22 protein-coding genes are annotated in these 25,269 nt (G+C 72.7%); 8 read left to right on the top strand and 14 right to left on the bottom strand.

Going from position 1 to position 25,269, the window contains the following annotated elements; translation table 11 throughout:
- Nucleotides 1-12: 12 nt before the first annotated feature.
- Nucleotides 13-372, top strand: a complete 360-nt coding sequence (locus KIS93_RS69465) for a TFIIB-type zinc ribbon-containing protein (RefSeq protein ID WP_420895897.1) — start codon at nt 13-15, stop codon at nt 370-372.
- On the opposite strand, the gene KIS93_RS60215 is transcribed toward KIS93_RS69465, so the two are convergent.
- Together KIS93_RS60215 and KIS93_RS60210 are read right to left on the bottom strand one after the other, a co-directional pair.
- Nucleotides 340-1,329, bottom strand: coding sequence for a hypothetical protein (locus KIS93_RS60215; protein ID WP_155128100.1), 990 nt, complete (start codon nt 1,327-1,329; stop codon nt 340-342). The two genes, KIS93_RS69465 and KIS93_RS60215, sit on opposite strands and share 33 nt — an antisense overlap.
- 37 nt (nt 1,330-1,366) lie before the next feature.
- Nucleotides 1,367-2,995, bottom strand: coding sequence for an ABC-F family ATP-binding cassette domain-containing protein (locus KIS93_RS60210; RefSeq protein ID WP_080040839.1), 1,629 nt, complete (start codon nt 2,993-2,995; stop codon nt 1,367-1,369).
- Nucleotides 2,996-3,050: 55 nt separating this feature from the next.
- Between KIS93_RS60210 and KIS93_RS60205 the strand changes: the two genes are divergently transcribed.
- The 4 genes from KIS93_RS60205 (at nt 3,051) to KIS93_RS60190 (ending at nt 7,397) form a co-directional block, all read left to right on the top strand.
- Nucleotides 3,051-4,688, top strand: coding sequence for an ISAzo13 family transposase (locus KIS93_RS60205; protein ID WP_080038912.1), 1,638 nt, complete (start codon nt 3,051-3,053; stop codon nt 4,686-4,688).
- Between the two features lie 336 nt (nt 4,689-5,024).
- Nucleotides 5,025-5,198 (top strand): hypothetical protein, encoded by a 174-nt coding sequence (locus KIS93_RS60200; RefSeq protein ID WP_155128103.1) that lies wholly within the window; start codon nt 5,025-5,027, stop codon nt 5,196-5,198.
- A gap of 49 nt (nt 5,199-5,247) precedes the next feature.
- Nucleotides 5,248-7,002 carry an AMP-dependent synthetase/ligase gene (locus KIS93_RS60195; RefSeq protein WP_080040840.1) on the top strand — a complete coding sequence of 585 codons (1,755 nt, stop codon included), beginning with the start codon at nt 5,248-5,250 and terminating at the stop codon, nt 7,000-7,002.
- Nucleotides 6,999-7,397, top strand: a complete 399-nt coding sequence (locus KIS93_RS60190; RefSeq protein ID WP_080040841.1) for an acyl-CoA thioesterase — start codon at nt 6,999-7,001, stop codon at nt 7,395-7,397. Before KIS93_RS60195 ends, KIS93_RS60190 begins: the two co-directional genes overlap by 4 nt.
- Here KIS93_RS60190 and KIS93_RS60185 read toward each other — a convergent pair.
- The 5 genes from KIS93_RS60185 to meaB form a co-directional block, all read right to left on the bottom strand.
- Nucleotides 7,394-8,467 carry an acyltransferase family protein gene (locus tag KIS93_RS60185; protein WP_080046989.1) on the bottom strand — a complete coding sequence of 358 codons (1,074 nt, stop codon included), beginning with the start codon at nt 8,465-8,467 and terminating at the stop codon, nt 7,394-7,396. The genes KIS93_RS60190 and KIS93_RS60185 overlap by 4 nt on opposite strands.
- Nucleotides 8,464-9,084: a TetR/AcrR family transcriptional regulator gene (locus tag KIS93_RS60180; protein WP_080046988.1), complete on the bottom strand. Its 621-nt coding sequence runs from the start codon at nt 9,082-9,084 to the stop codon at nt 8,464-8,466. The genes KIS93_RS60185 and KIS93_RS60180 overlap by 4 nt, the downstream gene beginning before the upstream one ends.
- A 50-nt stretch (nt 9,085-9,134) precedes the next feature.
- A complete protein-coding gene (locus KIS93_RS67040) occupies nt 9,135-9,704 on the bottom strand; it encodes an acyltransferase domain-containing protein (RefSeq protein ID WP_230466380.1) in 570 nt (189 codons plus the stop codon).
- 4 nt (nt 9,705-9,708) lie between these two features.
- Nucleotides 9,709-11,298, bottom strand: coding sequence for a CehA/McbA family metallohydrolase (locus tag KIS93_RS60170; protein WP_246005561.1), 1,590 nt, complete (start codon nt 11,296-11,298; stop codon nt 9,709-9,711).
- Between the two features lie 764 nt (nt 11,299-12,062).
- Entirely contained in the window at nt 12,063-13,022 is a 960-nt protein-coding gene (meaB, locus tag KIS93_RS60165) for a methylmalonyl Co-A mutase-associated GTPase MeaB (protein WP_080040843.1), read from the bottom strand.
- Nucleotides 13,023-13,133: 111 nt separating this feature from the next.
- On the opposite strand from meaB, the gene KIS93_RS60160 reads away from it, so the two are divergent.
- The gene (locus tag KIS93_RS60160; RefSeq protein WP_186405130.1) at nt 13,134-14,297 is read left to right on the top strand and encodes a serine/threonine-protein kinase; all 1,164 of its coding nucleotides are present in this window, start codon (nt 13,134-13,136) and stop codon (nt 14,295-14,297) included.
- A 30-nt stretch (nt 14,298-14,327) separates the two neighbouring features.
- On the opposite strand, the gene KIS93_RS60155 is transcribed toward KIS93_RS60160, so the two are convergent.
- Nucleotides 14,328-14,558 (bottom strand): hypothetical protein, encoded by a 231-nt coding sequence (locus KIS93_RS60155; RefSeq protein WP_186405129.1) that lies wholly within the window; start codon nt 14,556-14,558, stop codon nt 14,328-14,330.
- A 204-nt stretch (nt 14,559-14,762) separates the two neighbouring features.
- Here KIS93_RS60155 and KIS93_RS60150 point away from each other — a divergent pair, with 204 nt between their 5' ends.
- A complete protein-coding gene (locus tag KIS93_RS60150; protein WP_186405128.1) occupies nt 14,763-15,311 on the top strand; it encodes a hypothetical protein in 549 nt (182 codons plus the stop codon).
- 47 nt (nt 15,312-15,358) lie between these two features.
- Here the strand turns inward: KIS93_RS60150 and scpA are convergent, their stop codons facing one another.
- The 6 genes from scpA to KIS93_RS60120 all read right to left on the bottom strand — a co-directional run bounded on the left by scpA (nt 15,359) and on the right by KIS93_RS60120 (nt 23,897).
- Entirely contained in the window at nt 15,359-17,506 is a 2,148-nt protein-coding gene (scpA, locus tag KIS93_RS60145) for a methylmalonyl-CoA mutase (protein ID WP_080040845.1), read from the bottom strand.
- Nucleotides 17,503-19,284, bottom strand: a complete 1,782-nt coding sequence (locus KIS93_RS60140) for a methylmalonyl-CoA mutase subunit beta (protein WP_080040846.1) — start codon at nt 19,282-19,284, stop codon at nt 17,503-17,505. The genes scpA and KIS93_RS60140 overlap by 4 nt, the downstream gene beginning before the upstream one ends.
- A 68-nt stretch (nt 19,285-19,352) precedes the next feature.
- Complete coding sequence (locus KIS93_RS67035) at nt 19,353-19,544, bottom strand: peptidoglycan-binding domain-containing protein (protein WP_246005560.1); 192 nt, start codon at nt 19,542-19,544, stop codon at nt 19,353-19,355.
- 14 nt (nt 19,545-19,558) lie between these two features.
- Complete coding sequence (locus KIS93_RS60135; RefSeq protein WP_246005559.1) at nt 19,559-20,977, bottom strand: N-acetylmuramoyl-L-alanine amidase; 1,419 nt, start codon at nt 20,975-20,977, stop codon at nt 19,559-19,561.
- Between the two features lie 83 nt (nt 20,978-21,060).
- The gene (gene mtnA, locus KIS93_RS60125; RefSeq protein WP_080040847.1) at nt 21,061-21,999 is read right to left on the bottom strand and encodes an S-methyl-5-thioribose-1-phosphate isomerase; all 939 of its coding nucleotides are present in this window, start codon (nt 21,997-21,999) and stop codon (nt 21,061-21,063) included.
- A gap of 32 nt (nt 22,000-22,031) precedes the next feature.
- The gene (locus KIS93_RS60120; protein WP_080040848.1) at nt 22,032-23,897 is read right to left on the bottom strand and encodes a CASTOR/POLLUX-related putative ion channel; all 1,866 of its coding nucleotides are present in this window, start codon (nt 23,895-23,897) and stop codon (nt 22,032-22,034) included.
- Nucleotides 23,898-24,138: 241 nt separating this feature from the next.
- Between KIS93_RS60120 and KIS93_RS60115 the strand changes: the two genes are divergently transcribed.
- Entirely contained in the window at nt 24,139-25,248 is a 1,110-nt protein-coding gene (locus KIS93_RS60115) for a DUF5925 domain-containing protein (protein ID WP_080040849.1), read from the top strand.
- Nucleotides 25,249-25,269 lie beyond the last annotated feature (21 nt).

Below are 25,269 nucleotides of genomic sequence, written 5' to 3'. Positions count from 1 at the left end.
AGAGCGACTTAGATGCAGTGCCCCAAGTGCCGCGGGAACATGCGGACCTATGAGCGCAACGGCGTCCACATCGAGCAGTGTGACAACTGCCGCGGGATCTTCCTCGACTACGGCGAGCTGGAGACCCTGACCCGGATGGAGTCGCAGTACCACGCGGCTCCCCCGCCCCCGCCCCCGGCCCGGCCTGGGGTGCGCCGCACCACGGCGGCGGCCACTACGGCCACCACCGTCAGCGCAGCTGGGTGGGCATGCTCTTCTCCACCTGATCCGATCTGCTTGACACAAGAGGGCCGCGCGCCGGTGGGGTGCGCGGCCCTCGCCGTACGAAAAGCGTGCGGGTCAGCCTGGGAAGTCGTCCGGGTCCACCTCTGAGGTGCGGACGTTGCCTCCGGAGATGGAGTGCAGGGTGATCCGCCAGTCGTGCCAGAGGATCTGCGTGGCGGTGAACGTGGTCTTGAACTTCACCGTCTTCTCGAACCGCTCGAAGCTGCAGTTGCGGGTGAACGCCTTGTTCTTGCCGTCCCAGTCGGCCCCGTGCGTGAAGTAGATCTTGTAGCTGCCGTCGCGCACGCCCTTGACCTTGAACTTCGCCTTCTTGCGCACGTACACGCTGAAGACCTTGCTCTTGCCCTTGACCACGGTGACCACGGCGTCGAGGGTGCCGCCGTTGTCGATCTCCAGGGAGCTGCGCCCGTTCAGCGTGCTCCTGCGGATGAACGAGCCGTTGCTCAGCCGCCGGCTCTGCCGCTTGCCCGCCTTGACGGACACGACGTCGGCCGGGTAGTCACCGGCGCTCTGCAGCGCCTTGCCGGCCTCGTCGAGGGCGTCGAGCTTGTCGCCGAGGTCGGCGAGCACGGCGGAGGAGGTGCACAGGTCGTGCGCGCCGACCTTGCCGGAGGTGGCGCCCAGCTCGGTGGCGACGTCGCGCAGGCTGGTCACGTACGTCTCGTGCTGGGCGCGCACGGCCTCGGGCGGAGTGAGGGCGGACAGGGCGTCGGCGGCGCCGGCCAGCTCCTCCTCGGCCCGCCCCACCCGCTGGTCGAGCGCCTTGAGCCCGCGCGCCCCCGCCAGCGCGGTGATCGCGTCGGTCATCGCCTTCTTGCGGCTCTCCAGCTCGCTCTTGTACGCCTCGGGCGTCAGCGCGGCCGTGGTCGGGCCGCCGCTGCTGCTCTCTCCGGGCCCCGTCTGCGGGACGGCGCCGTCGCCGCCGGCGACGCCCGTGACCCTGGGCTCGCCACCGGTCGGGGACAGCCCTCCGGAGGAGCACGCGCCGAGGGTGGTGAGCGTCGCCAGAACGAGAACGCTGGAGATCAGCCGGGGTGTAGCCACCTGCCACACTATCGCCGGGTTGATCCCCAACCGTCAATTACGATTCGGTCAGTCCCTCCTCCCGATCCTGCCGCAGCCAGCGGGTGATGCCGAGCGTCTCCAGGAACGGCAGGTCGTGGCTGGCCACGATGAGCGCGCCCCGGTAGGCGGCCAGCGCCTGGGAGAGCTGGCGGACGCTGGCCATGTCGAGGTTGTTGGTCGGCTCGTCGAGCAGCAAGAGCTGCGGCGGCGGCTCGGCCGACAGCAGCGCGGCGAGCGTGGCGCGGAAGCGCTCGCCGCCGGACAGTGTGCCGGCGGCCTGGTTGGCCCGCTCGCCGCGGAACAGGAAGCGGGCCAGGCCGGCGCGTACGTCGTTCACGGACGCGGAGGGGGCGACGGCCCGCACGTTGTCCAGCACGCTCAGCCGGTCGTCGAGTAGGTCGAGCCGCTGCGGCAGGTAGCGGACCGGCACGTGGGCGCCGTGCTCGACGATGCGCCGCAGCAGCGTGGTCTTGCCCGACCCGTTGGGCCCGAGCAGCGCGATCCGTTCCGGCCCGCGCACGACCAGCGTCTCCAGCACCGCCGCCGGGGCGCCCTCGCCCGCGCGGGGCTCCGGCTCCGGCGGTGGCGTGAGCACCGTACGGCGCGGCGGGTCCAGCGGGAGGGTGAGCACCGTGCGGCCGGCGGGCACCTCCGTACCGGGGAGCTGGATGCGGATCTCGGCGTCGTCCCGCACGGCCTGCTCGGCCTCGGTGAGCCGCTCGCGGGCCTCCTCCAGCTTCTCCAGGTGCAGGGCCCGCTGCTTGCCGGCGCTCACCTGGGCCTTGCCCTTGAGCGTGTTCGCGACGATCTTCGGTACCTTCTTGTTCTCGAACGCCTTCCTCCCGTTCCGCAGGCCGCGGTCGATCCTGGTCCTGGCCTCGATGAGCTCGCGCTGCTGGCGCCGCACCTCGCCCTCGGCGGTGCGGACGGAGCGCTCGGCCGCCTCCTGCTCGGCGGCGACCTGCTCCTCGTACGCGCTGAGGTTGCCGCCGTACATGCGCACGGAGCCGTCGCGCAGCTCGGCGATCTGGTCGACCAGCTCCAGCAGCGCCCGGTCGTGGCTGACGACGAGCAGCACCCCTTGCCAGGCGGCGACGGTGGCGTAGAGCCGCCGGCGCGCGTCCAGGTCGAGGTTGTTGGTGGGCTCGTCGAGCAGCAGCACGTCGGGCCGTTTGAGCAGCTGCGCGGCGAGCGCGACCATGATGGTCTCGCCGCCGGACAGGGTGGCGACCGTGCGGTCGAGGCCGAGGTGGCCGAGCCCGAGCCGGTCCAGCTCGGCGCGGGCGCGCTCCTCGACGTCCCAGTCGTCGCCGACGGCGGTGAAGTGCTCCTCGGCGACGTCGCCGCGCTCGATGGCGTGCAGCGCGGCCCGCGTGCGGCTGATCTCCAGCAGGTCCGACACGGTACGGCGGGCGCCGAGCGGCACGTTCTGGGGCAGGTAGCCGACGACGCCGGAGACGGACACGGATCCGGACCGGGCGTCCAGCTCGCCCGCGATGATCTTGAGCAGGGTGGACTTGCCCGACCCGTTGACCCCGATGAGCCCGGTACGTCCGGCGGGGAAGGCGGCGTCGAGCCGGTCGAGCACGGTGGTGCCGTCGGGCCAGGCGAAGGAGACGTGATCAACGACAATGGAATAAGGCATAGGGCCTGCAGAGAAATAACTCGTAGCATTCCGGGTTCGCGGTCGATGGTCTGGTATGAGCGTGTCGGCGGAGACCGTAGAGATGCTGGCTGCGAAACTTGAGGTGATCTTGCCGCATCTGGACGAGCGGCAACGCCGGCTGCTGCTCGGTGCCGAGGCGCGCGCACTGGGGCACGGCGGGATCCGGGCGGTGGCCCAGGCGGCGAGTGTCCGCGAGGCCACGGTGTCACGGGGCGTGGATGAGCTGGAGGCGGGCGCCGAGCCGTTGGGACGGGTCCGTCGGCCAGGCGGAGGACGGAAGCGACTGGTCGACATCGACCCCCAGTTACGGGCCATGCTGCTGGCGCTGGTGGAGCCGGATGAGCGTGGGGATCCGACCTCGCCGCTGCGCTGGACCACCAAGTCCACCCGCAAGCTGGCCGGTGAGCTCACCGGCCAGGGGCACCGGGTGTCGGCCGACACCGTCGCCGACATCCTGCGCACTGAGGGGTTCAGCCTGCAGGGCAACGCCAAGACGCTGGAGGGCGGCCGGCACCCGGATCGCGATGCGCAGTTCCGCCACCTCAATGAGCAGGTCCGCGCGTATCGCGATGCCGGACAGCCGGTGATCAGCGTGGACACCAAGAAGAAGGAACTGCTCGGGCCGTTCAAGAACGCCGGACGGGAGTGGCGGCCGGCCGGTGAGCCGGTGCTGGTCAACGTCCACGACTTCGCCGAGTCCGCATCCGGGAAGGCGATCCCGTACGGCATCTACGACATCGCGGCCAACACCGGCTGGGTGAACGTCGGCACCGACCACGACACCGCCGCGTTCGCGGTCGCCTCCATCCGCCGCTGGTGGCATGCCCAGGGCAGCGCCGCTTACCCGCAGGCCACCCGGCTGCTGATCACCGCCGATGCCGGCGGCGCGAACGGCTACCGCACCCGCGCTTGGAAGAGCGAACTGGCCGCTCTGGCCGCCGAGACCGGCCTGACCATCACCGTCTGCCACCTGCCGCCCGGAACCTCGAAATGGAACAAGGTGGAGCACCGGCTGTTCGCCCACATCACGATGAACTGGCGCGGCAGACCGCTGACCAGCCACGAAGTGGTGGTCAACAGCATCGCCGCCACCACCACGAGCACCGGATTGCAAGTGCAGGCCGCACTTGACACCGGCGTCTACCCGCTCGGCGCCCGCGTCAGCGACGCCGAGCTGGCCGCCCTGCCCCTGACCCGGCACCTCTTCCACGGCGACTGGAACTACACCCTGCACCCCACCCTGGACACCGACCCCGACGCCACCGGTCACGACCAACCGGCCGAACGGTGGGACCCGCAGGTCCTGTCCGATCCCACCCTGACCGGCATGCCCCGCCCGGAACTGGACCGCCTGACCATCAACCTGCAAGCCCGCGATCAGCAACGCCCGCGAATCAAAGCGGGCCGGCCGCCCACTGTGGCGTTCACCGACCAGGTCCTGCTCACGGTGCTGCACCAGCGGCTGGGCCTTGCCATCGAACCCCTGGCGGTTCTGTTCGGCACCAGCCGGACCACCGCCTACCGCACCACCCGAAGCATCGGCCTACTCCTCGATCAGCACGGCACCCACATCCCACCCGCACCCACCCCGCCTGGGCTGCTGCGCGTCCTGCACGCACGCGTCCTCGCCGAAGACACCAAGGCCGCCAACAAGATCAAACCCGCGTGTTAATAATCTGCAGGTCCATAAGGCGGTTCCCATCACAAAAGTCGAAATTTCGTGACTTGGCGGGAATCACCGCATACATGCGCGACACGCGGGAACTCGGAGTCGGAGTCCACGGCGAAGGGGCGAGGATGCCTTCGAGGTCCAGGTGATGCGCGCATGCCCATGACAGGGCCGAACGGCGCGGTGCCCGCGACCTCAGATCCTCACGTCAGCTGCCCCCGGGGGTCGGCGATAAGACGTCCGGCAGCTTACGCGACAGATCGATCATCTGGCAAGCCCCGCAGCCCGATCCCCCCGTAAGCATTGAAATGCACAAGGCCCTTACCGCACGTTGGAATCATGCACACCAGAGAGCTGCACGACCCCCTGGCCATGACCGTCGTCTCCGCCCACCGCACCTCGGAGGGGGTGGTGTCGTACCTGAGGTGCGCGTGCGGTGTCTGGGAGGTGCGCACCGCGCGGCTGGTCGGTGTCGCCACGCCGAGATCACGATCCGTCGGGAGCATCGACTGAGACGGTGCCGCCGTCCTAGAGTCGGGCCAACACCCCCAGGAGGTCAGGCATGTCCAGCATTCCCTCCCTGTTGCGCGACCGGATCGCGGCCAGCCCCGACGCCGAGGCCTATCGTGTCCCCTCGGCCGACGGGTGGACCTCGCTGACCTGGCGGGAGGTGGGCGAGCGGGTACGCGACCTGGCCTTGGCGCTGGCGGAGCTGGGCTCGGGGCCGGGCACCCGCGTGTCGATCCTGTGCTCCACCCGCCTCGAATGGATCCTCTGCGACCTCGCGGTGCTGGCGACCGGGGCGGCCACGACCACGATCTACCCGTCGAACACGGCCGCCGAGTCCGCCTTCGTCATCACCGACTCGGGCAGCACGATCGTCATCGCCGAGAACGACGAGCAGGTGGCCAAGCTCAGGTCCGTCCAGAAGGAGCTGCCCGGCGTCACGCACGTGATCGTGATCGACGGTACGGGCAGCGACGACGGCTGGGTGATCACCCTCGGCTCCCTGAGCGGCGGCGCCGGCGACTACGACGCGATGGTGGACGCCATCGCCCAGGACGACCTGGCCACTCTGATCTACACCTCCGGCACCACCGGCCGCCCCAAGGGCGTCGAGCTGACCCACGACAACTGGCTGTACGCGGCCGGCGCGGTGCGCGAGATCGACCTGATCTCCCCCTCCGACCTGCACTTCCTGTGGCTGCCGCTGTCGCACTCGTTCGGCAAGCTGCTGGAGGTCGTGATGATCGACATCGGCGTGCCGACCGCGATCGACGGCCGCATCGACAGGATCGCCGACAACCTCGGCGTGGTCCGGCCGACCGTCATGGCCGCCGCGCCGCGCGTCTTCGAGAAGATCCACAACACGGTCGTGGCGAACATGCGGCGCGAGGGCGGCCTCAAGCTGCGCATCTTCTCGTGGGCGCGCGAGACCGGCCGGCGGGTCGTCCGCGCCAGGCAGCGCGGCACCGCGATCCCGGTCACCACCCGCGCCGAGTACGCCCTGGCCGACCGCCTGGTGTTCGCCAAGCTGCGCGAGCGGTTCGGCGGCCGGATCCGCTTCTTCATCTCCGGCGCGGCCCCGCTCAACCAGGAGGTCGCCGAGTTCTTCGACGCGGCCGGGCTGACCATCCTCGAGGGGTACGGGCTGACGGAGTCGTCGGCGGGCAGCTTCCTCAACCGGCCGGAGTCGGTGCGGTTCGGCACGGTCGGCCCGCCGTTCCCCGGCACGCGGGTGCGCATCGCCGAGGACGGCGAGATCCTGATCGGCGGGCGCGGCGTCATGCGCGGCTACCACGGCCTGCCCGAGGAGACGGCCGAGGCGCTGGAGGACGGCTGGCTGCACACGGGCGACATCGGCGAGCTGGACGAGGCCGGCCGGCTGCGCATCACCGACCGCAAGAAGGAGCTGATCAAGACCTCGGGCGGCAAGTACGTCGCGCCCACGTACCTGGAGGGCCGGATCAAGGCGGCCTGCCCGTTCGTGTCGCACGTGTTCGTGCACGGCGACCGGCGCAACTACGTGACGGCGCTGGTCACGCTCGACATGGATGTGGTCACGCCGTGGGCGCAGGCCGAGTCGCTGCCCGCCGACCCGGCCGAGCTGCGCGAGCATCCGCGCATGCGCGCCGAGGTCGAGAAGGCGATCAAGGAGGTCAACGCCGGGGAGGCCAGCTACGCGACGGTCAAGAAGTTCGCGATCCTGGCGGAGGACTTCTCGGTGGAGACGGGCGAGCTGACCGCCAGCCTCAAGATCAAACGCAAGGCCGTCGAGGAGCGGCACGGCAAGATCCTCGACTCCTTCTACGAGTGACCACCGTGGACGACCTGGCGGTGATCTCCCGCCTGCCGGTGCGGCCGCGGCACTGCGACCCGCAGGCCATGGTGCACGCCAGCCGCTACTACGAGTACTTCGAGGACGCCTTCCTCGACTGGCTCGCCCCCAGGGGCGGCTACGAGCGGCTGCTGCGGGAGGGCGCCGACCTGGTCGTCAAGGTGAGCGGCTGCGAGCACCACGCGCCGGCACGGCTGGGCGACGTGCTGGCGGTGGAGAGCGCGCCGGCCAGGATCGGCTCGACGTCGCTCACGATGACGTTCACGATGCGACGCGGGCAGGAGCTGGTGGCGGTCGGCACGGTCACGTACGTGTGCGTGCGCGACGGCCGCCCGTCCCCGCTGCCCGCGATGCTCGTGACGCCGCCGGGCTAGAGCACCCGCCTGGCCCCCGGCAGCGAGCGCACCAGGTAGGCCAGCCACCAGCACAGCGGCAGCGCGAGCACCAGCATGGCGGCGAACTTGACGACGGCGAGCGTGTCGAGCGGGCTCAGCGCCCACCCGAGCCCGACGAGCACGAGCGGGTGGATGATGTAGACGGTGAAGGCGTGCTCGGCGAGGAAGCGGCCGCGCGGCCCCTGCGTGTGGTGCCGCTCCCTGAACCACACCGTCAGGCCGATGATCATGCCGACCGCGAAGGCGGACTCCCACGCGGCCATCAGCGCCGTCGACAGCGCGCCGGTGGTGAGGAGCGAGGGCACGAGCAGCAGCGGCGTGGCCACCCCGGCCAGGGTGAAGCCCAGCCCGGCGGCCCGCGCGGGCAGCGTCTCGAACCAGCCACGCCGGTGGGCGACGCAGCCGAGCACGAACAGGGACACGTACTGGGGCAGGAAGTAGGGGGTCGGCAACCCAATCACCGGCCAGTAGGTGCCGCTCGGCACGATCAGCCGCCACAGGAACGTGGCCGCCGCCAGCCCCAGCGCGAACAGCACGACCGGCCTCACGGTGAGCGGGGCGGGCCGCGGGTCGAGCGGCGCGCGCAGGGCCCGCCAGCCGACGTACGCCAGCGCGAGCACGATCAGCACCTCGACGAACCACATGGGCCCCGGGTCCCACGAGCGCAGGTAGTACTGCCAGAACGGCGTGTCACCACGGCCGAGCACGCCGCCGATGTCGGCCAGCGGGCGCAGCAGCAGGAGGTAGGCCAGCAGCGGGACGCCGAGCCGCAGGAGCCGGTCGCGCACGAACACGCGGGCGCCCTTGCGGTCGTAGGAGCCGGGGGTGAAGAAGCCGGAGATGAGGAAGAAGAACCCCATGAAGAACGCCTGGTCGGCCACGACCAGCAGGTCGAGCGCGCCGCCCGTGGCGTCCTGGGCGGGCTCGGTGTAGTACCACAGGGGGATGTTGCCGTAGGTGATGGCGGCGTGGTGGACGACGACGAGCGCGGTCAGCACGATCCGCAGGTTGTCGATCGCGTACAGCCGGGTGCCGGTCAGCGTCTTCATGCGCGGCACGCCCTTTCCATGAGGTCGGCGAGCTCGGCGGCGTGAGCGTCGAGGTCGTGGCCGGGGTGGGTGATCCAGTAGGCGAACATGTCGTCGATGGCCGCCTGCTGGGTGACGGCCATGACGCGCACGTCGAACGCGCGGAACTCGCCGCTCTCCTGGCCGAGGCGGAAGATGCGCTCGATGCCCTGGTAGAGGTCCTCGTTGGTGTGCATGCCGTAGCGGAGGGCGCCGTCGGCGGACCGGAAGTTCGTGAAGATCTCTCCCAGGGCTCTGACCTGCGTGGGGTGCTCCCGCATGTGCTCGGCGACGGCCGTGATGTGGGCGCGCAGCAGCTCGGTGGCCGTGGTCAGGCCCTCCATCCGGGCCAGCACGTGCTCGATGACGGCGCCGTAGGTGTGCTCGACGACCTGCTCCACCAGCTCGTCCTTGCCGGCGAAGTGGTAGGAGATGACGCCCTTGCTGATGCCGGCGTGCGCGGCGATCCGCGCCAGTGACGCCTGCGCGTAGCCGGCCTCGGCGATGACCTCGATGGCGGAGGCCATGATCTGCGCCCGCCTGGCCTCCTCGATGAACGACCGCCCTTTCTGGCCGCTCGAATCAATTTCTGACCGCATGGCCAAAATCTAGCACGCACGGATACCGAATTGGCCGGTCGGTCAGTTTCTCAGAAGGGGAGCCAGCCCACGCGGCCGTACCAGGTGCCGCCGGCGGCCAGGTGGTCGGCGACCGCGCGCTCCAGCAGGCGGAAGCGCCGCTGGAAGGCGAGGATGTGGGAGCCGGCCGGCAGGTACGCGCGGAGCTGGTCGTCGAGCAGCCACGACCCGCACGTCATGTGCACCGCGACCAGCCGTCCCAGGTCGGCGAAGGTGGCCTGCGACACCTCCGCCGGGATGCCCAGCTCCCGGTGGTAGGCCAGCGTGTACGGCAGCGCGCCGAGGAAGGCGTACACGGAGAAGTAGGGACCCAGCTCCGGCAGCGGCTGGAAGGACGGCGGGCCGTCGTCCGGCCGTCCCATCGTGGCCACCAGCGAGCGCGCGCACCGCTCGGCCAGCCACCACCGCCCGCTGCCCGGCTCGGGCCTGGCGGCGAGCACCGCGCCGATGTCCTCGTGCGGCACCGTGAGCCGCAGCAGCTCCGTGGCGAGGTCGGCGGGCAGGACGAGGTCGGGCCCTTCAACGGACTCCAGGTGCGCCAGCCATGCGGGATGGTCACGCAGCAGGGCCTTGACGTCCACCGGATCAGCCCAGCCGTCCCTGGTAGACCGCCCGAGCCTGCTCGAGCAGCGACATGTGGTCGCCGAACTGGTAGGGGCTGGCCAGGCGGCCGTGCTGCCTGATCAGCTCCTCCAGCCCGTCCAGCCACTCCAGGCACCAGCGCACGTCCTCCTGCCTGGCCACCTGCCGGCCGTCCACGTCCACGTACACGGGGCTGGTCAGGGCGTAGCCCGTGGCGGTCAGCGTGCGCGGGTGCGGGTCGCACAGCACCTCGGCCATGATGTACGTGGGCGCGTCCACCTGCAGCTCGGCCGTCACGGTCAGCCGGTCCCGGCCCCAGCCGCGCCCGCCGGGCGACAGCCGCTCGGCGCCCGCCCGCACGCCGTCGGCGGTGCGGATGCGCACCGCGGCCACCTCGGGGCCGAGGGCGGTGGCCGTGACGCTGACGCGCTCGCCCGGCTCGGCGTGCAGCACGTGGCCGGGGCCGTGGCCGTCGACCGTCAGCTCCAGCCAGGGGCCGGTGGTGGCGAACGTGCGGCCCGCGCGTACCGCCGCCGCGAACGACCGGGCGGTCAGCTCGCCCTCGACGCGGGCGTAGACGCGGGCCCAGCCGGGCGGGTTCGACTGGGTGTCGGAGCGGGTGAAGGAGATCATCGCGTCCGTGCCCGCCGTCACGGCCAGCCGGTTGCCGGCGCCGAGCAGCCGCCGGTACACCGACGCCGTGGACGGGATCGAGGCGTGCGTGAGCACGTCGAGGCTGTCCACGAGCCCGAGCGCGGCGTCGGCCACCAGCTCGCGGGCGGCGCAGTTGCGCGGCACCGGCGAGACGATGCCCTTGGGCGGGTCGGCGTCGGTGATCGGGGCGCGGAAGGGGTGGCTGTAGCCGACCAGCGCGCCGAGGCCGCGCAGCTCGCGCAGCCCGTCGGCGTTGGGCGGCCAGTCGGCGTCGCCGTCGAAGCCCGTGTGGTAGCGGCCGGGCGCCGAGCGGGGCGCGAAGGCGTAGATGTGGCCGAGCAGGTCGTTGCGGTACTCGACGCCCATCCTGGCCAGGTGGGTGCCGTCGGACCACGGCAGGTCGCGGTCCACCCAGTGCTCCAGCGCCTCCCGGTCGTACACGCGGCGGCCCGAGACGTTGCCGGCCAGCAGGTTGAGCACGTGCAGGTCCTCGCCGTGCTGGGCGGCGGCCGCGTCGGCGGGCACGGCCACCAGGTCGCCCGCCCAGTTGAGGTGCACGTGCAGGTCGCCGCCGTACCAGCCGCGGGCGGCGGCGTCGTACAGGCGGGCGGGGGTCAGCTCGACCCGCTCCTCGCCGGCGGGGCGCGGGACGAGCCTGGTCGTGGCCTCGCCGTGCTCCATGCCGCGCGCGGCGGTGACCGTCAGCTCCAGGCAGGGCACCTCCAGGCGCAGGTCGTCGCCGTGGAAGTACGGGCGGCCGTGGTAGTCGTAGCGGTGCGGGACGTCGGGCGGGAACCAGCCGCTGCCGTCGCTGGCCACCACGCTCCACCGGCAGGGCACCCCGGCCACCAGGCGCAGCGTGGCCGACGGGATGGGCCGCAGCAGCGTGTCCAGGCGGACGCGGACGCCGTCGACGATGACCAGGCCGTCCTCGTCCACCTCGGCCAGCCAGGCGCCGCGCGGGGGAGCAGGCGCTGCGCGTCGTCCACGCTGACCAGGCAGGGCGCGTCCCGGCTGGAGTCGATGAGCAGCGAGATCCGCTCCTCGCCGCGCCCGGGCAGCGGCGCGGCGGGCGCGAGCCCGTCACCCGGGCGCGCGGGCCGCGGCTCGCCGCCCGGCAGCATGACGAGCGGCAGGCCCCGCCGGGGCGGCGCGCGTTCGGGGACGGCTCCGAGGGCAGGAGCACGGTGCGGGGCGCCCCTTCGAGGCGGACGTCGTCCTGCTCGACACGCACGGCGACGAGGTGCTCCGGCAGCTCGCCGTCGAGCGTGTCGCGCAGCACGCGGTCGTAGTCGGGCTCGGACAGCCGGGCGGCGACCCGGTCGTGCGGCTCGTCGGGGTGGCTCTCCGCCACCGCCTTCAGGACGAGCCCCCAGAACCGGTCGAACAACCGGGTCGGCAGCACCCGGCGGCGGGCGAAGAACTTCACGTAATGGATCTCCGGCTCGCCCCAGGTGATGCCGTGCTCGTCCAGGAGGCGACCGTACTCCTCCAGCGCCTCCGTCACCCTGTCGGGCAGCGTCGATCCCGCTGTCGATTCCGCACCCATGTAGCCCTCCCCACTCGGTTGCGCGACATCGTGACACGCATCACGGGTGCGCCCCGTCCGGAGGTCATCGGGAAGGGGGGGTTTTCACACCCAGGGAGGATGTATCTCCACCCGGGGAGTACCGTTTCGGCGCCCGCCCCGACCCGAAAGCGGGTCAAAGCCTCTTGAACACGGACAGAATTTTTTCCGCCGCGAGGGCCGGCGTCAGCTCCCCCGCGAGCACCTCGCGCTCCACCTCGCCGGCGATCTCCGCCACCCCCGGATCGCCGCGCAGCTCCGCGAGGAGCCGGTCCTGGACGAGCGTCCACGTCCACCGCACCTGCTGGCGGCGGCGCCTGGCCTCCAGGTCGATCGTGTCCTGGTGGGCCAGGACCCGCCGCCACAGCTCCTCCAGCCCGTCGCCGGTCAGGCCGCTGCAGGTCAGCACCGGAGGCGGGGTCGTGTCGGAGCGCAGCAGCCGCAGCGCCCCCGCCAGCTCGCGCGCCGCCTTCCTGGCGGGCGGCTCGTGCTCGCCGTCGGCCTTGTTGACGGCGATGACGTCGGCGAGCTCCAGCACGCCCTTCTTGATGCCCTGGAGCTGATCGCCGGTACGGGCCAGCGTGAGCAGCAGGAACGTGTCCACCATGTCGGCCACCGCCGTCTCCGACTGCCCCACGCCGACGGTCTCCACCAGCACGACGTCGAACCCGGCCGCCTCCACCACCACCATCGCCTCCCTGGTGGCCTTGGTGACGCCGCCGAGCGTGCCCGAGGTCGGCGAGGGCCTGATGAACGCCGCCGGGTCCGCCGCCAGCCGGGCCATGCGGGTCTTGTCGCCGAGGATGCTCCCGCCCGTCCTCGTCGAGGACGGGTCCACCGCCAGCACCGCCACCCGGTGCCCCGCCGCCGTCAGCCGGGTGCCGAGCGCGTCGATGAACGTGGACTTCCCCACACCCGGCACGCCCGACACGCCGACGCGGCGCGCCCGTCCGGACAGCGGGGTGAGCTCGACGAGGAGCCGCTGCGCGAGCGCGTGGTGGTCGGGCCTGGTCGACTCGACCAGCGTGATCGCGCGGGCGATCCAGGTACGGGAGCCCGCCCGTACACCCTGGGCGTAGTCCTCCAGCGAGTGCACCCCACTTACCCCTTTCTTCGCAGTTGATCAGCCTAACTTCTGACAAGTCTTGACTTTTGCCAGTAGGGTGCTCGATGTTCTGTCTCAGCCGTCACAGGAGTCACTCCCCTCATGCCCAACGTCGAACCCCTCCGCGAGGGCGACCCGGCAGCGGTGGGGCCCTACCGGCTGGTCGGGCGGCTCGGCGCGGGCGGCCACGGTGTCGTCTACCTCGGCCAGGCACGCAACGGAACCCCCGTCGCCGTCAAGGTGCTGCGCGAGGGGCTGGCCGTGGACGATCGCCTCGCCGCCGACATCGCCGCCGCGCGCAAGGTCGAGCCGTTCTGCCTCGCGCAGGTGCTCGACGCCTCGACCAGCGGCAGGCCGTACATCGTGTCCGAGTACGTGGACGGGCCCTCGCTGCAGCAGGCGGGCCGGCGCGGCGGGACGGAGCTGCAGCGGCTCGCCGTGGCGACCGCGACCGCGCTCGACGCCATCCACCAGGCCGGCGTCGTCCACGGCGACCTCACGCCCGCCAACGTCCTGCTCGGCCCCGACGGGCCCCGCGTGGTCGACTTCGGCATCGCCGCGGCGCTCGGCTCCGGCATGAAGGCCACCAGCAACATCGTCGGCACGCCCGCCTACATGGCGCCCGAGCAGCTCGCCGGGCAGCCCGTGGGGGCCGCGGCGGACGTGTTCTCGTGGGCGTCCGTGCTCGTCTTCGCCGCCACCGGCGTGCCGCCGTTCGGGGACGACTCGCTGCCCGCCGTCATCAACCGCATCCTGCGCGAGGAGCCGGTGCTCGGGGACCTGGGCCGGCCGCTGCGCGAGGTCGTGACGGCCTGCCTGACCAAGGACCCGGCGGGGCGGCCGTCGATGCGCGACGTCCTCCTCCGCCTGACCGCCCCCTCCCGCCGGCCTTCCGCCCCGTACGCCGCCCCGGCCCCGAGCCGGCCCCGGCCCGGCCCTCGGACGCGCGCGACGCCTGGGACACCGTCGACCACCCCGTCGCGCCCCGGCCCGGCGCCTCCGACCCTCTGCCCGGCGCGGCGCGGCCCAGCCGCACAGCGGCGCCCACGCGCAGGGCGCCGCCCAGCCGCACGGAGCCGCCCAGCCGCACAGTGCGGCCCCTTCCCAGAGCGGGCTCCAGGCATATGGCACAGGCCAGCCGCCCAGCGGGCCGCAGACGCACGGCGGGGCCCACTCGCAGGGCGGGCCGCAGACGCACGGCGGGATCCACTCGCAGGGCGGGCCGCTGGCGCACGGTGCCGCCCAGGCGCACGGGCTGGGTCATGAGCACGGCCTGGGTCGTGAGCACGGGCGGGGTCATGAGCATGGCCGCTCGCGGGTCGAGGCGGCGGGCGCGCACGAGGGGCCCGGCCCGGCGACCTCGCCGCTGCAGGCGCTGTTCGACCTGTCGTCGCCGGTCGAGCAGCCGCCCGGCGCCCACGACCGGCCGGGCACGCCGCAGGCGCCGGAGCCGTTCGGTGGCGCGGCCCCGTCCCAGGCGGCCCCATCCCAGGCCTCGTCGCAGGCGGCCCCGTCCCAGGGGGCCACGGCGGCGTTCGGGGCGGGGGGCGCGTTCGAGGGGCGGATGCCGCTGGGCGCTCCGGTGGCGATGGACGAGCCGGCGACGGCCCAGTACCCGCCCGCCGGCCACGGGAGCGAGCCGCCCCGCCGCCGCGCCAGGACGAGCCGGCGCCGCCCGCGCGGCGCAGGGGCCGTACGCTCAAGAAGGTCCTCATCGCGGGCGTCTCCGGCGTGTGCGTGTGCGCGCTGGCCGGCGCGATCGTCTGGCTCACCCCCACCACCCCCACTCCCAAGACCCACAACGTCGCCGTGACCACCGGCGTGCCGACGACCTCAGCCGCCACCGCGGAGCCGACCCCGAGGCGGACCCGCACGACCAGGCCGAGCCCCCAGTCGGAGGGCACGCCGAGCACGGTCCCGAGCGACGGCGTGGGCGTCTCCGGCACTCCCACCGCCACCCCGGACCGGCTCCGGGTGATGTACGTCCGCCCCGGCGGCACCCAGAACGGCGAGTGCTGGGCGGGCGGCGAGGTGACGCTGCAGGCGCTGGTCCGCCGCACGGGCGCCCCGGTGACGTTCACCTACACCTGGCTCATCGACGGCGCCCCGGCCGGCCGCGCGACGGCGACCATCGCCGAGAACGGCCAGCGGTACCTGACCTCGCCGCGCCCGCTCACGAGCTCGGGCGGCACCCACACGGTCACCTTGCGCATCCTGTCGCCGGTCACCGCCAAGCGCACGATCTCGGTCACGATGTGCGACGAGGCGGCGGCCTACTGACGGACTGCTGACGGCCTGCCGACCGGTCCGGAGCCGCCCAAGCGGCGTCAGTGGCGGCTCCGGAGCTGTTCGAGCAGGTCGAGGGCGGCGTCGGCGATCACGGTGCCCGGCGGGAAGATCGCGGCGGCGCCCGCGGCCCGCAGCTCGTCGTGGTCGCCGGGCGGGATGACGCCGCCCACCACGATCATGATGTCGGCGGCGTCGAGCTCGGCCAGGGCGGCGCGCAGCGCGGGCACGAGCGTGAGGTGCCCGGCGGCCAGCGACGAGACGCCGACGATGTGCACGTCGGCCTCGACGGCCTGCCTGGCGACCTCCTCAGGCGTCTGGAACAGCGGGCCGACGTCCACGTCGAACCCGAGGTCGGCGAACGCGGTGGCGATCACCTTCTGGCCGCGGTCGTGCCCGTCCTGGCCCATCTTGGCCACGAGGATGCGCGGCCGGCGGCCCTCGGCGCGCTCGAAGTCGGCGCAGGCCGCGCGGGCGCGCTCGATGTTGCCGGCCGATCCGGACTCGTCGCGGTACACGCCAGTGATCGTACGCACCTGCTCGGCGTGCCGCCCGAACACCCGCTCCAGGGCGTCGGAGATCTCGCCGACGGTGGCCTTGGCGCGGGCGGCGTCCACGGCCAGCTTGAGCAGGTTGTGCTCCAGGCCGGGGGCGGGGTGGCCGGCGGCCTTGGTGAGCGCGTCGAGGGCGTGCCGGACGGCCTCGGGGGCGCGTTCGGCGCGCAGGCGAGCGAGCTTGTCGAGCTGCTCGGCGCGGACGGCGCTGTTGTCGACCTTGAGCACCTCGATGTCCTCGTCGGAGGTCGCGCGGTACTTGTTCACGCCGATGACGGGCTGCCGGCCGGAGTCGATGCGGGCCTGCGTGCGGGCGGCGGCCTCCTCGATGCGCAGCTTCGGCAGCCCCGCCTCGATGGCCCTGGCCATGCCGCCGGCGGCCTCGACCTCCTCGATGTGCGCCCACGCGCGCTCGGCGAGGTCGTGGGTGAGCCGCTCGACGTAGTAGGAGCCGCCCCACGGGTCGATCACCTGCGTCGTGCCCGACTCCTGCTGGAGGAGGAGCTGGGTGTTGCGGGCGATGCGGGCGGAGAAGTCGGTGGGCAGGGCGAGCGCCTCGTCGAGGGCGTTGGTGTGCAGGGACTGCGTGTGGCCCTGGGTGGCGGCCATGGCCTCGACGCAGGTGCGGGCCACGTTGTTGAAGACGTCCTGGGCGGTGAGCGACCAGCCCGAGGTCTGGCTGTGCGTCCGCAGGCTGAGCGACTTGGGGTTCTCGGCGCCGAAGCCGGAGACGAGCCTGGCCCACAGCAGCCGGGCGGCGCGGAGCTTGGCGACCTCCATGAAGAAGTTCATGCCGATGCACCAGAAGAACGACAGGCGCGGCGCGAACCGGTCGACGTCCATGCCCGCCGCCACCCCGGCCCGCAGGTACTCCACGCCGTCGGCCAGCGTGTAGGCCAGCTCCAGGTCGCAGGTCGCCCCGGCCTCCTGGATGTGGTAGCCGGAGATGCTGATGGAGTTGAACTTCGGCATCTTCTCGCTGGTGTAGGCGAAGATGTCGGAGATGATCCGCATCGACGGGCCCGGCGGGTAGATGTAGGTGTTGCGGACCATGAACTCCTTGAGGATGTCGTTCTGGATGGTCCCCGACAGCTGCTCCGGCGCGACGCCCTGCTCCTCGGCCGCCACGATGTAGAGGGCGAGGATCGGCAGCACGGCCCCGTTCATGGTCATCGACACCGACATGCGGTCGAGCGGGATGCCGTCGAAGAGCTGCCGCATGTCGTAGATGGAGTCGATCGCCACCCCCGCCATGCCGACGTCGCCGGCCACGCGCGGGTGGTCGGAGTCGTAGCCGCGGTGGGTGGCCAGGTCGAACGCCACCGACAGGCCCTTCTGCCCGGCCGCGAGGTTGCGCCGGTAGAAGGCGTTGGAGTCGGCGGCCGTGGAGAAGCCCGCGTACTGGCGGACCGTCCACGGCTGGGTGACGTACATGGTGGGGTACGGGCCGCGCAGGTACGGGGCGGCGCCGGGGTAGGTGCGCAGGAAGTCGAGGCCCTCCAGGTCGGCGGCCGTGTAGAGGGGCTTGACGGCGATGCCCTCGGGCGTCTCCCACGGCTCGCCCGCCGGCTGCGGCGCCCGGGCCGGCCGCTCCTTGAGGGGGTCGAGCGGGATGCCGGAGAAGTCCGGGATCATCGGGTCACCTCCAGGTCGTCGAACGTCTCGCGGAGCACGGCCAGGGCGTCGCAACCGGCGTGGAGCAGGGCGTCCACGCCTTCGTAGTGTCCCTTCCCCGCCAGCCACACCTTGCGCGCGCCAGCCCGGCGCAGCGCCTTGGCGACGGCGGTGGCGTGCTGGGCGTACAGCTTGTCGCTGGAGCACAGGCACGCGACGGTGGCGCCGCTGACGGCGAACGCGGTGGCGATCTGCTCGGGGTCGGTGCCGGGGCCGGCCGTCTCGGTGGCCAGGCCGCCGGCGTGGAACAGGTTCGCGGCGAACGCGGCCCTGGCGGTGTGGGCGGCGAGGGGGCCGATCGTGGCCAGGAACACCTTGGGGCGCTCGGGCCGCGCGTCGGCCAGGTCCCGCAGGCGCTCGAACGGCTCGGCGTACCGGACCCGCGGCAGCCCGCCGCTGTCCCGCGGCGCCTGCGCCGGGCGCCGGCGGACGGGCTTCTCGCCGAGGTCGGGGAACTCGCTCACGCCGGTGATCGGGAAGCGGCGGTGGGCGATGTCGTCGTCGCGGCGTTCCCGGGTGGCGGCGATCCGCCCCGACACCAGCTCGGCCGCCGCGACGATGCCGCCGCCGGCCTCGATCTCCTGGAAGAACGCCCACGCGGCCGCGGCGAGGTCGGCGGTGCGGCGCTCGACGTACCAGGAGCCGCCGGCCGGGTCGATCACGCGGCCGAGCCCCGACTCCTCCAGCAGCAGCGACTGCGTGTTGCGGGCGATGCGGCGGGAGAAGGCGTCGGGCAGGCCGAGGCACGCGTCGAACGGCTGCACGGTGACCGCCTGCGCCCCGCCCACCCCGGCGGCGAAGCAGGCGATGGTGGTGCGCAGCATGTTCACCCACGGGTCGCGGGCGGTCATCATGGCGGAGCTGGTGACGGCGTGCTGCCGCTGCCCGCCCGCGCCGGGGGCGCCGCAGACCTCGGCGACCCTGGCCCACAGGCGGCGGGCCGCGCGCAGCTTGGCGATGGTGGCGAACTGGTCGGCGGTGGCGGCGTACCGGAACTCGATCTGCCCGAGCGCCTGCTCCACGGACAGCCCGCCGCCGGTGAGCGCCCGCAGCTCGGCGACGCCCTGGGCGATCGAGCAGGCCAGCTCCTCGGCGTCGCTGCCGCCCGCGTCGTGGTACGGCGTCGCGTCCACCGTGACGGCCCGCAGGCCCGGGTACTCGGCGGCGCAGCGCAGCGCCAGCTCGGTCCCGCCGGTGCCGAGCACGGCGGAGGCGCCCAGGTTCCCCCTCAGCGCCCCTTCGCCCGCGCCCGGTCCGGCCGGCGCGCCGGGCTCGGGGCGGCGGGCGGCGGCGAGGGCGAACAGGGCGTCGGCGGCCTCGGGCGTCCGCTCCCCCGCCTCCAGCACGACCGGCGCCAGGTCGAGGTAGACGTCCTTGAGCACCGCGCCCAGCTCGCCCACCGGGATCGCGCCGTCGCCGACCACCAGCCACAGCGAGGTGACGCCGTTCTCCAGGTCGGCCAGCACGGCCTCCGGGTCGGCGACGGCGTGCCGCTGCCGCACGTCCCACCCGCCGGCGGCGCGGGCGCCCCGCACGTACGGGGCCGCGCCCGGCAGCCCGGGATCGCCGGGCAGGTCGCCGGCGTCGTAGAGCGGCGCGACGGTCACCCCGTCGTACGTCGCCCTGGACAGCACCTCCTCCGGCGAGCCGGCCTCGATCCCCGACTTGCGCAGGACCTCCGCCGCCAGCGCGCGCCAGTCGTCTCGTGAGATGGACGCGAACCCCGCTGCCAGTTCCATGGTTCGGATAGTAGGCGGAAGGAGTACGCGTCAGTAACCCCGGGGGGCGGCGGGCGCGGGCGCCGGGCTCAGGCGGAGGGCGCCTCCCAGGTCAGCCGCCAGGTGAGCGGCCCCACGATCCCGTCGCCGGTGATGCCCTGCTGCCGCTGGAAGCTCAGGCACGCCTCGCGCGAGCGCGCCCCGTACGCGCCGTCGGCGGCCAGGTCGAAGCCGCGCCGCCGCATCTGCTCCTGCCACGTGCGCACGTCCTCCCCCCGCATGACGGGCGGGTACTTCAGCAACCGCCCGGGGAACGGCGGCGCGGCCGGCGGGGCGGGCGGGCCGGAGCCGCCTCCGGGCGGGGCGCGCCGCGCCTGACCCAGGCGTAGAGCGGCTCGCCGGGGCAGTCGGTGGAGTAGCCGTCGCGGTGCCCCTTGATCTCCTTGCCGGCGCGGCCGTAGTCGCGGACGTACTGGACGGCGTCGAGGATGCCGTTCAGTATCCCGTCGGTCGGCTCGACGAGGCCGGCGTTGCCGACGAGGCCGAGCACGGCGTAGTGGCCGGCGTTGAGCCCCGGCCCGTTGGCGGCGGGCAGGTGGTGGAGCCCGCGCCCCTCGAACACCTTCTGGTGGGGGCAGGCGACGTAGGAGTTGCCGGTGAAGTAGACGGTCCCGGCCCGGCGCGCAAGCCAGCTCTGGTTCGCCGTGCGGGGGCACCAGATCTCGCCGTGATAGGGCTCCCTGGTGATGGTGAGGCGTCCCTTGCGCTGGGCCGCGTGCGGGGCGAGGGTGCGCCGCCGTCCGAGACGCACCTGCCACCCGCCGCGCGACTGCTGCCGCAGGGTCACCGGCGCACCGGTGAGCAGCACGGCGAGCAGGAACGCCTCGGCGGCGGCCCGCTCCCCGAACGCGGCCACGCGCTCGCCGCCGGCCACGGTCTCGACGAACAGGGAGAGCTGCGCCCTGGTGAGCGACAGCAGGAACGCGTGGCCGGGCACCCGCCCCGGCGCCACCTCGTCCAGCTCCCGCCGGGCCGGCGCCGGCAGCTCCCGCCACGCGGACGTCCCGAAGACGGACCTGAGCGCCGCGCGGACCCCGGCGTCCCGCACCGGCGAAGCCAGGCCGTCCCCCTGCCCGGCGGAGAACCAGGCGACGAGCTGGACGAACGCGTCGGACCACTTCGCCTCGGCGGGCAGGTCCGCGCAGGGGGCCGCGAGCACCATCCGGTCTCCGGGGCCCATCGTCTCCGTGGTCACCCACGGCCGCCCGGCGCCCCGCTCGACGGGCCAGCGGTGCGCGGGGGTGGTCAGCGAGGAGTGGCCGGCGCCCTCCATGCGGATCATCTCGCGCGGACGGGCGGGGAAGACGCACACCTCGATCACCGGCTGCCACTCCGACAGCCCCGTCTCATGGTCGAGGGTGAGGACGAGATCCCCGGCCCGCAGCCGCCGGTAGGAGACCCAGCCCTGCCGCGTCAGGATCTCCGTCTCCTCGTCGGCGCAGTAGCCGATGTCGATCCAGCCGTTGCCGTCCATGTGGTAGCCCTGGATGGAGCGGACGAGGGCGACGCACGCGTCATGGTCGGTCACGATGCCGGGCGAGACGAGGCCGCCGGTGTAGTGGACCTTGACGCCCTTGGTCGAGTCGAGCTGTGTGTAGTCGCCGCGCGGCGCCCGCGCCGACCAGTCGCGCCGCACTACCAGATCGATGGCCACGGTGCTCTCCGGGGGTTGAGAACATGATGACCGAGCGTAACCCGATCGATGCGGCCAGGTCTTGCCGATTGGCGGTTTCGCCGCTACGGCCTGATCACCCGCTGCTCGGTCACGATGGCGCTGATCAGGTCGTGCGGGGTCACGTCGAAGGCCGGGTTCAGGGCCCGCGTGCCCTCCGGCGCCACGCGTACGCCCCTGAAGGAGACGATCTCGTCGTCGCCGCGGTCCTCGATCGCGATGTGCTCGCCCGACGGGGTGCCCGGGTCGATCGTGGACTCGGGGGCGATGACCACGAACGGCACCCCGGCCCGTTCGGCGCCGAGCGCGAGCGCGTACGAGCCGATCTTGTTGGCGGTGTCGCCGTTGGCGGCGATGCGGTCGGCGCCGATGAGCACGGCGTCGACCCCGCCCTTGGCCAGCAGGTAAGGGCCGGCGGAGTCGGCGACGAGCCGGTGCGGCGCGCCCATCCTGGCCAGCTCCCACGTGGTGAGCCGGGCACCCTGGAGCAGGGGCCGGGTCTCCAGGGCGAGCACCTCGGCCAGGCGCCCGCGCTCGTGCAGGGTCTGGACGACGCCGAGCGCGGTGCCGCGTTCGACGGCGGCCAGGCCGCCGGTGTTGCACACGGTCATGATCCGCAGGCGGTCGCCTTCGAGCAGGTCCGCGCCGCGTTCGCCCATGGCGTGGCAGGCGGCGATGTCGTCGTCGCGGACCTTGAGCGCCGCCGCGAGCACCGCCTCGCGGCCCTGCGGCAGGCGGGCGGCGGCCTGGTCGACGCCCCACGCGAGGTTGACCGCGGTGGGGCGGGCGGCGCGCAGCTCGGCGATCTGCGCGGGGTCGCCGTCGGCCAGGACGACGCCGAGCGCCCCCGCCACCCCGAGCGCGGGCGCGCCGCGCACGGCCAGCCGGCGGATGGCGTCGACGAGCTCGGCGACGGTGTGGATGCGCAACATCACGAGCTTGTCGGGGAGCAGCGTCTGGTCCACGAGCTCGACGGCCCCGTCGACCCAGTCAATGGTCCTCACGGGCAAACGCTAACCCACTCGCCCGGCGCCGGTCAGCGTTCGGCCAGGACGATCACCGAGTCCCGGCGGCCGAGCACGATCTGCTCGGACTTGTCGGGGTTCAGGACGATGCCGTAGTGCGGCGGGTCGTTGCGCGCGGTGGCATTGCGATAACCGATCGCGGTCTCGCCCCTGCGCCGCGCCGACTCCACCACGGTCGCGAACGACACCCGCGTGCCGGTCTTGACGTAGTCGCCCGCCGGGCGCGGGTAGATCTCGGAGCCGCGCGAGTCGAAGAGGTAGGCGAAGACGTCGGCGAGGTGCCGGTTCTCGGCGAGCTGAGCCAGGAGCAGGCCGATGACGGTGTCGCTGATCACGATGTCGTCGGCCTCGGTGACCTCGGCCAGGGCGCGGTTGTTCTCGTCGTGCATCTCGCTGACGATCGAGTAGTGCTCGCGCAGCGTGCTCTGCATGTCGCGCAGCTGCAGCAACGTCATCAGGGTGCGGGTGTCGGCGTGGTGCGGGTCGTAGCGGTCGTCGGACAGGACGATGACGTGCTGGAAGAGGCCGACGCCGAGCGACTCCAGGGCGAACCTGTCGGTGGTGTCGCAGTCCTTGACGTTGACGGTGAGGTTGCGCAGGCCCTCCAGGTCGGCGCCGGCCTTGGGGTGGTCGGTGGCGACCTCCAGGACCGAGCCGGGCGCCACGTAGCCGTCGAGGTAGCGGATGATCTGCTCGGCGCGGCCGTTCCAGTTGAGCAGGAGCGTGCGCTCGGGCTCGGTGGGCGCGGCGCCGGCGGTGACGATGGCGGACTCGTCGATGGCGGGCTTGCCGGCGGCCAGGCGGACGTGGGAGTCGTCGTGGGCGATGACCACGATCTCGTCGTCGGCGTTGATCACTGTGTCGGCGGGCGGGTTCAGCACGACGCCGGAGGGGCGGCGCAGGCCGATCGCCGAGGCGGTCTGGTAGGCGTGCAGCGCCTCGCCGTAGGTGACGCCGACGAGCTTCTTCGGGGTGCGCAGGTAGATCTCGCCGCCGTCGAAGTTCAGCAGGTCCATGCAGACGACGGACATGCCGGACTGGCGGGAGGACTGCACGATGAGGCGGGAGGCGGTGTCGTCGGAGTCGACCAGGTGCACGTCCGGGCCGCCGGCCAGCCGGGCGGCGGCGATGTTGCGGCTGGAGGTCAGGCCGGCCACCACCGGCGGGTGCGCGCCGTGGCGCTTGGCCAGCGCGAGCAGGATCTTGATTACGTGCGCGTCGGGGTCGTCGCCCCCGGGCGAGAGCACGACGACGGAGCGGGCCGCCGCGAGGTTCATCAGCGCGAGGTCGCGGGGCTCGGTGGGGCGGCCGGTGCGGCACACGACGCGGGTCCTGCCGAGATCGCCGACGTGCTCGCGGATGGCCTCCTCCATCTCCAGCTTGTCACGTTCCGCCAGGACCGCGATCACCGAGCCCTTCTGGCTGGCGTGCGCCTTGATCAGCTCGGACACGATCGTGAACACCTGGTCCGACCAGCCGAGGATCACCGTGTGCCCCGACTCGACGATCCGCGAGCGGCCCCGGCGCAGCCGGTCCACCCGCTGCTTGAGCCCGTTGGACAGCAGGCCGACGAGCATGCTGACGATGAACAGGCCGCCGAGCGAGCAGATGAACATCACCGTCATGTACGCCAGCGAGCCCTTGTCGCTGGCGACCTTGCCCGGGGTCAGGGCGTGCATGAGGGCGATCCAGAGCACCTCGCCCATGTGCCCGACGCCTTCGGGCTCACCAGGGGCCAGCCACATCGTGAGGACCGCGACGACCACGATGAGCCCGACCGACACCACGGCGAGCCAGCCGATCAGGGAGGCGGTACCCCTGGACATGGTGTTGTCGAACCAGTACCGCGCCCGCTCGCGGAACGTGATCTTCGACACTTCCCCGATACCTCCGAGTAAGGAGTGATTTGACCCGAGGACACGGTACCGGGCGATCATGCCTTCCGCATGACAACGGGCGATCGGTGCGGGAAGCCGCAAATCCCAGCACATCCCTCGGGCCGCCCGCGCCGGGCTCCGGGCGGCTCTCCCCCTCAGCCGGTACGCTGAGGACGAAACGCAGCCGATCCCCAGCCAAAACCCTTCGACATCAGGCCCAGAGACGGAGATCATCAACAGTATGTCTGTGATCAGGGAGGTGCCGTTCCCCAGCCCCGACTCCTCTGAGCTCCCGATGAACATCTGGATCGACGACGCCGACTCGGCCATCGACGTCATCGACGCCCTGGCGCTGTCGCCGTTCGCGACGGGCGCGCAGCCCTGGTCGCGCCTGGCCAACCTCGAGCGCGTGCGCCCCGACGCCACCCTCACCCCCGCCGGCGGCCGCGTGCTGCGCACCGCCCGCGTCGAGGACGGCTCCGAGTCGCGGCTCATCAGCGGAGACGGCTGGACCCTGCGCGTCATCCGGCACCGCAACCGCACCGCGACCGTCAGCGTCACCGCCGTCAACGAGGACCTCGCCAAGACCGTCCTGGCCGAGAGCATCGAGGGCGCCGAAGAGCCGATGCCCGAGGCCGACCACGTCGAGATGGGCTTCTGGTGGCGCGGCATGCACGGCGGCACCCGATCGGAGAAGCCGATCACCGCGCAGCCCTGGCACGAGATCAGCTCCAACTACTCCGCCAAGGTGCGCCCCGCCCTCGACCGGCTCATGTCGCTCACCCCGGCCGACGTCAACGGCCGCCTCATCCTCCTGCACGGCGAGCCCGGCACCGGCAAGACCACGCTGCTGCGCTCCCTCGCCAAGCAGTGGCGCGACTGGTGCCAGGTCGACTGCGTGCTCGACCCCGAGCGGCTGTTCAACGAGCCCGGCTACCTCATGGAGGTCGCCGTCGGCTACGACACCGACGAAGACGCGCAGCGCTGGCGCCTGCTCGTCCTCGAAGACTGCGACGAGCTCATCAGCTCCGGCGCCAAGGCCCAGGCCGGGCAGGGGCTCTCCCGCCTGCTCAACCTCACCGACGGGCTGCTCGGGCAGGGCCGCGACGTCCTCGTGGCCATCACCACCAACGAAGACCTCGCCCGCCTCCACCCCGCCGTCGTCCGTCCCGGCCGCTGCCTCGCCCAGGTCGAGGTGGGGCCGCTGAGCAAGGAGGAGGCGACCGCCTGGCTCGGCTCCTCGAAGGGCGTCGGGCCGTCCGGGGCGACGCTCGCGCAGCTCTACGCGCTGCGCGCCGGCCGCGACATCACCCCGACGCCCGGCGACGAGTCCACCGGCCTCTACCTCTGACACCTTCTCGTCCCCACCCGG

This window comes from [Actinomadura] parvosata subsp. kistnae, assembly GCF_900323885.1.
GTDB lineage: Bacteria > Actinomycetota > Actinomycetes > Streptosporangiales > Streptosporangiaceae > Nonomuraea > Nonomuraea composti.
This window is presented reverse-complemented; position numbering and strand designations above follow the sequence as displayed.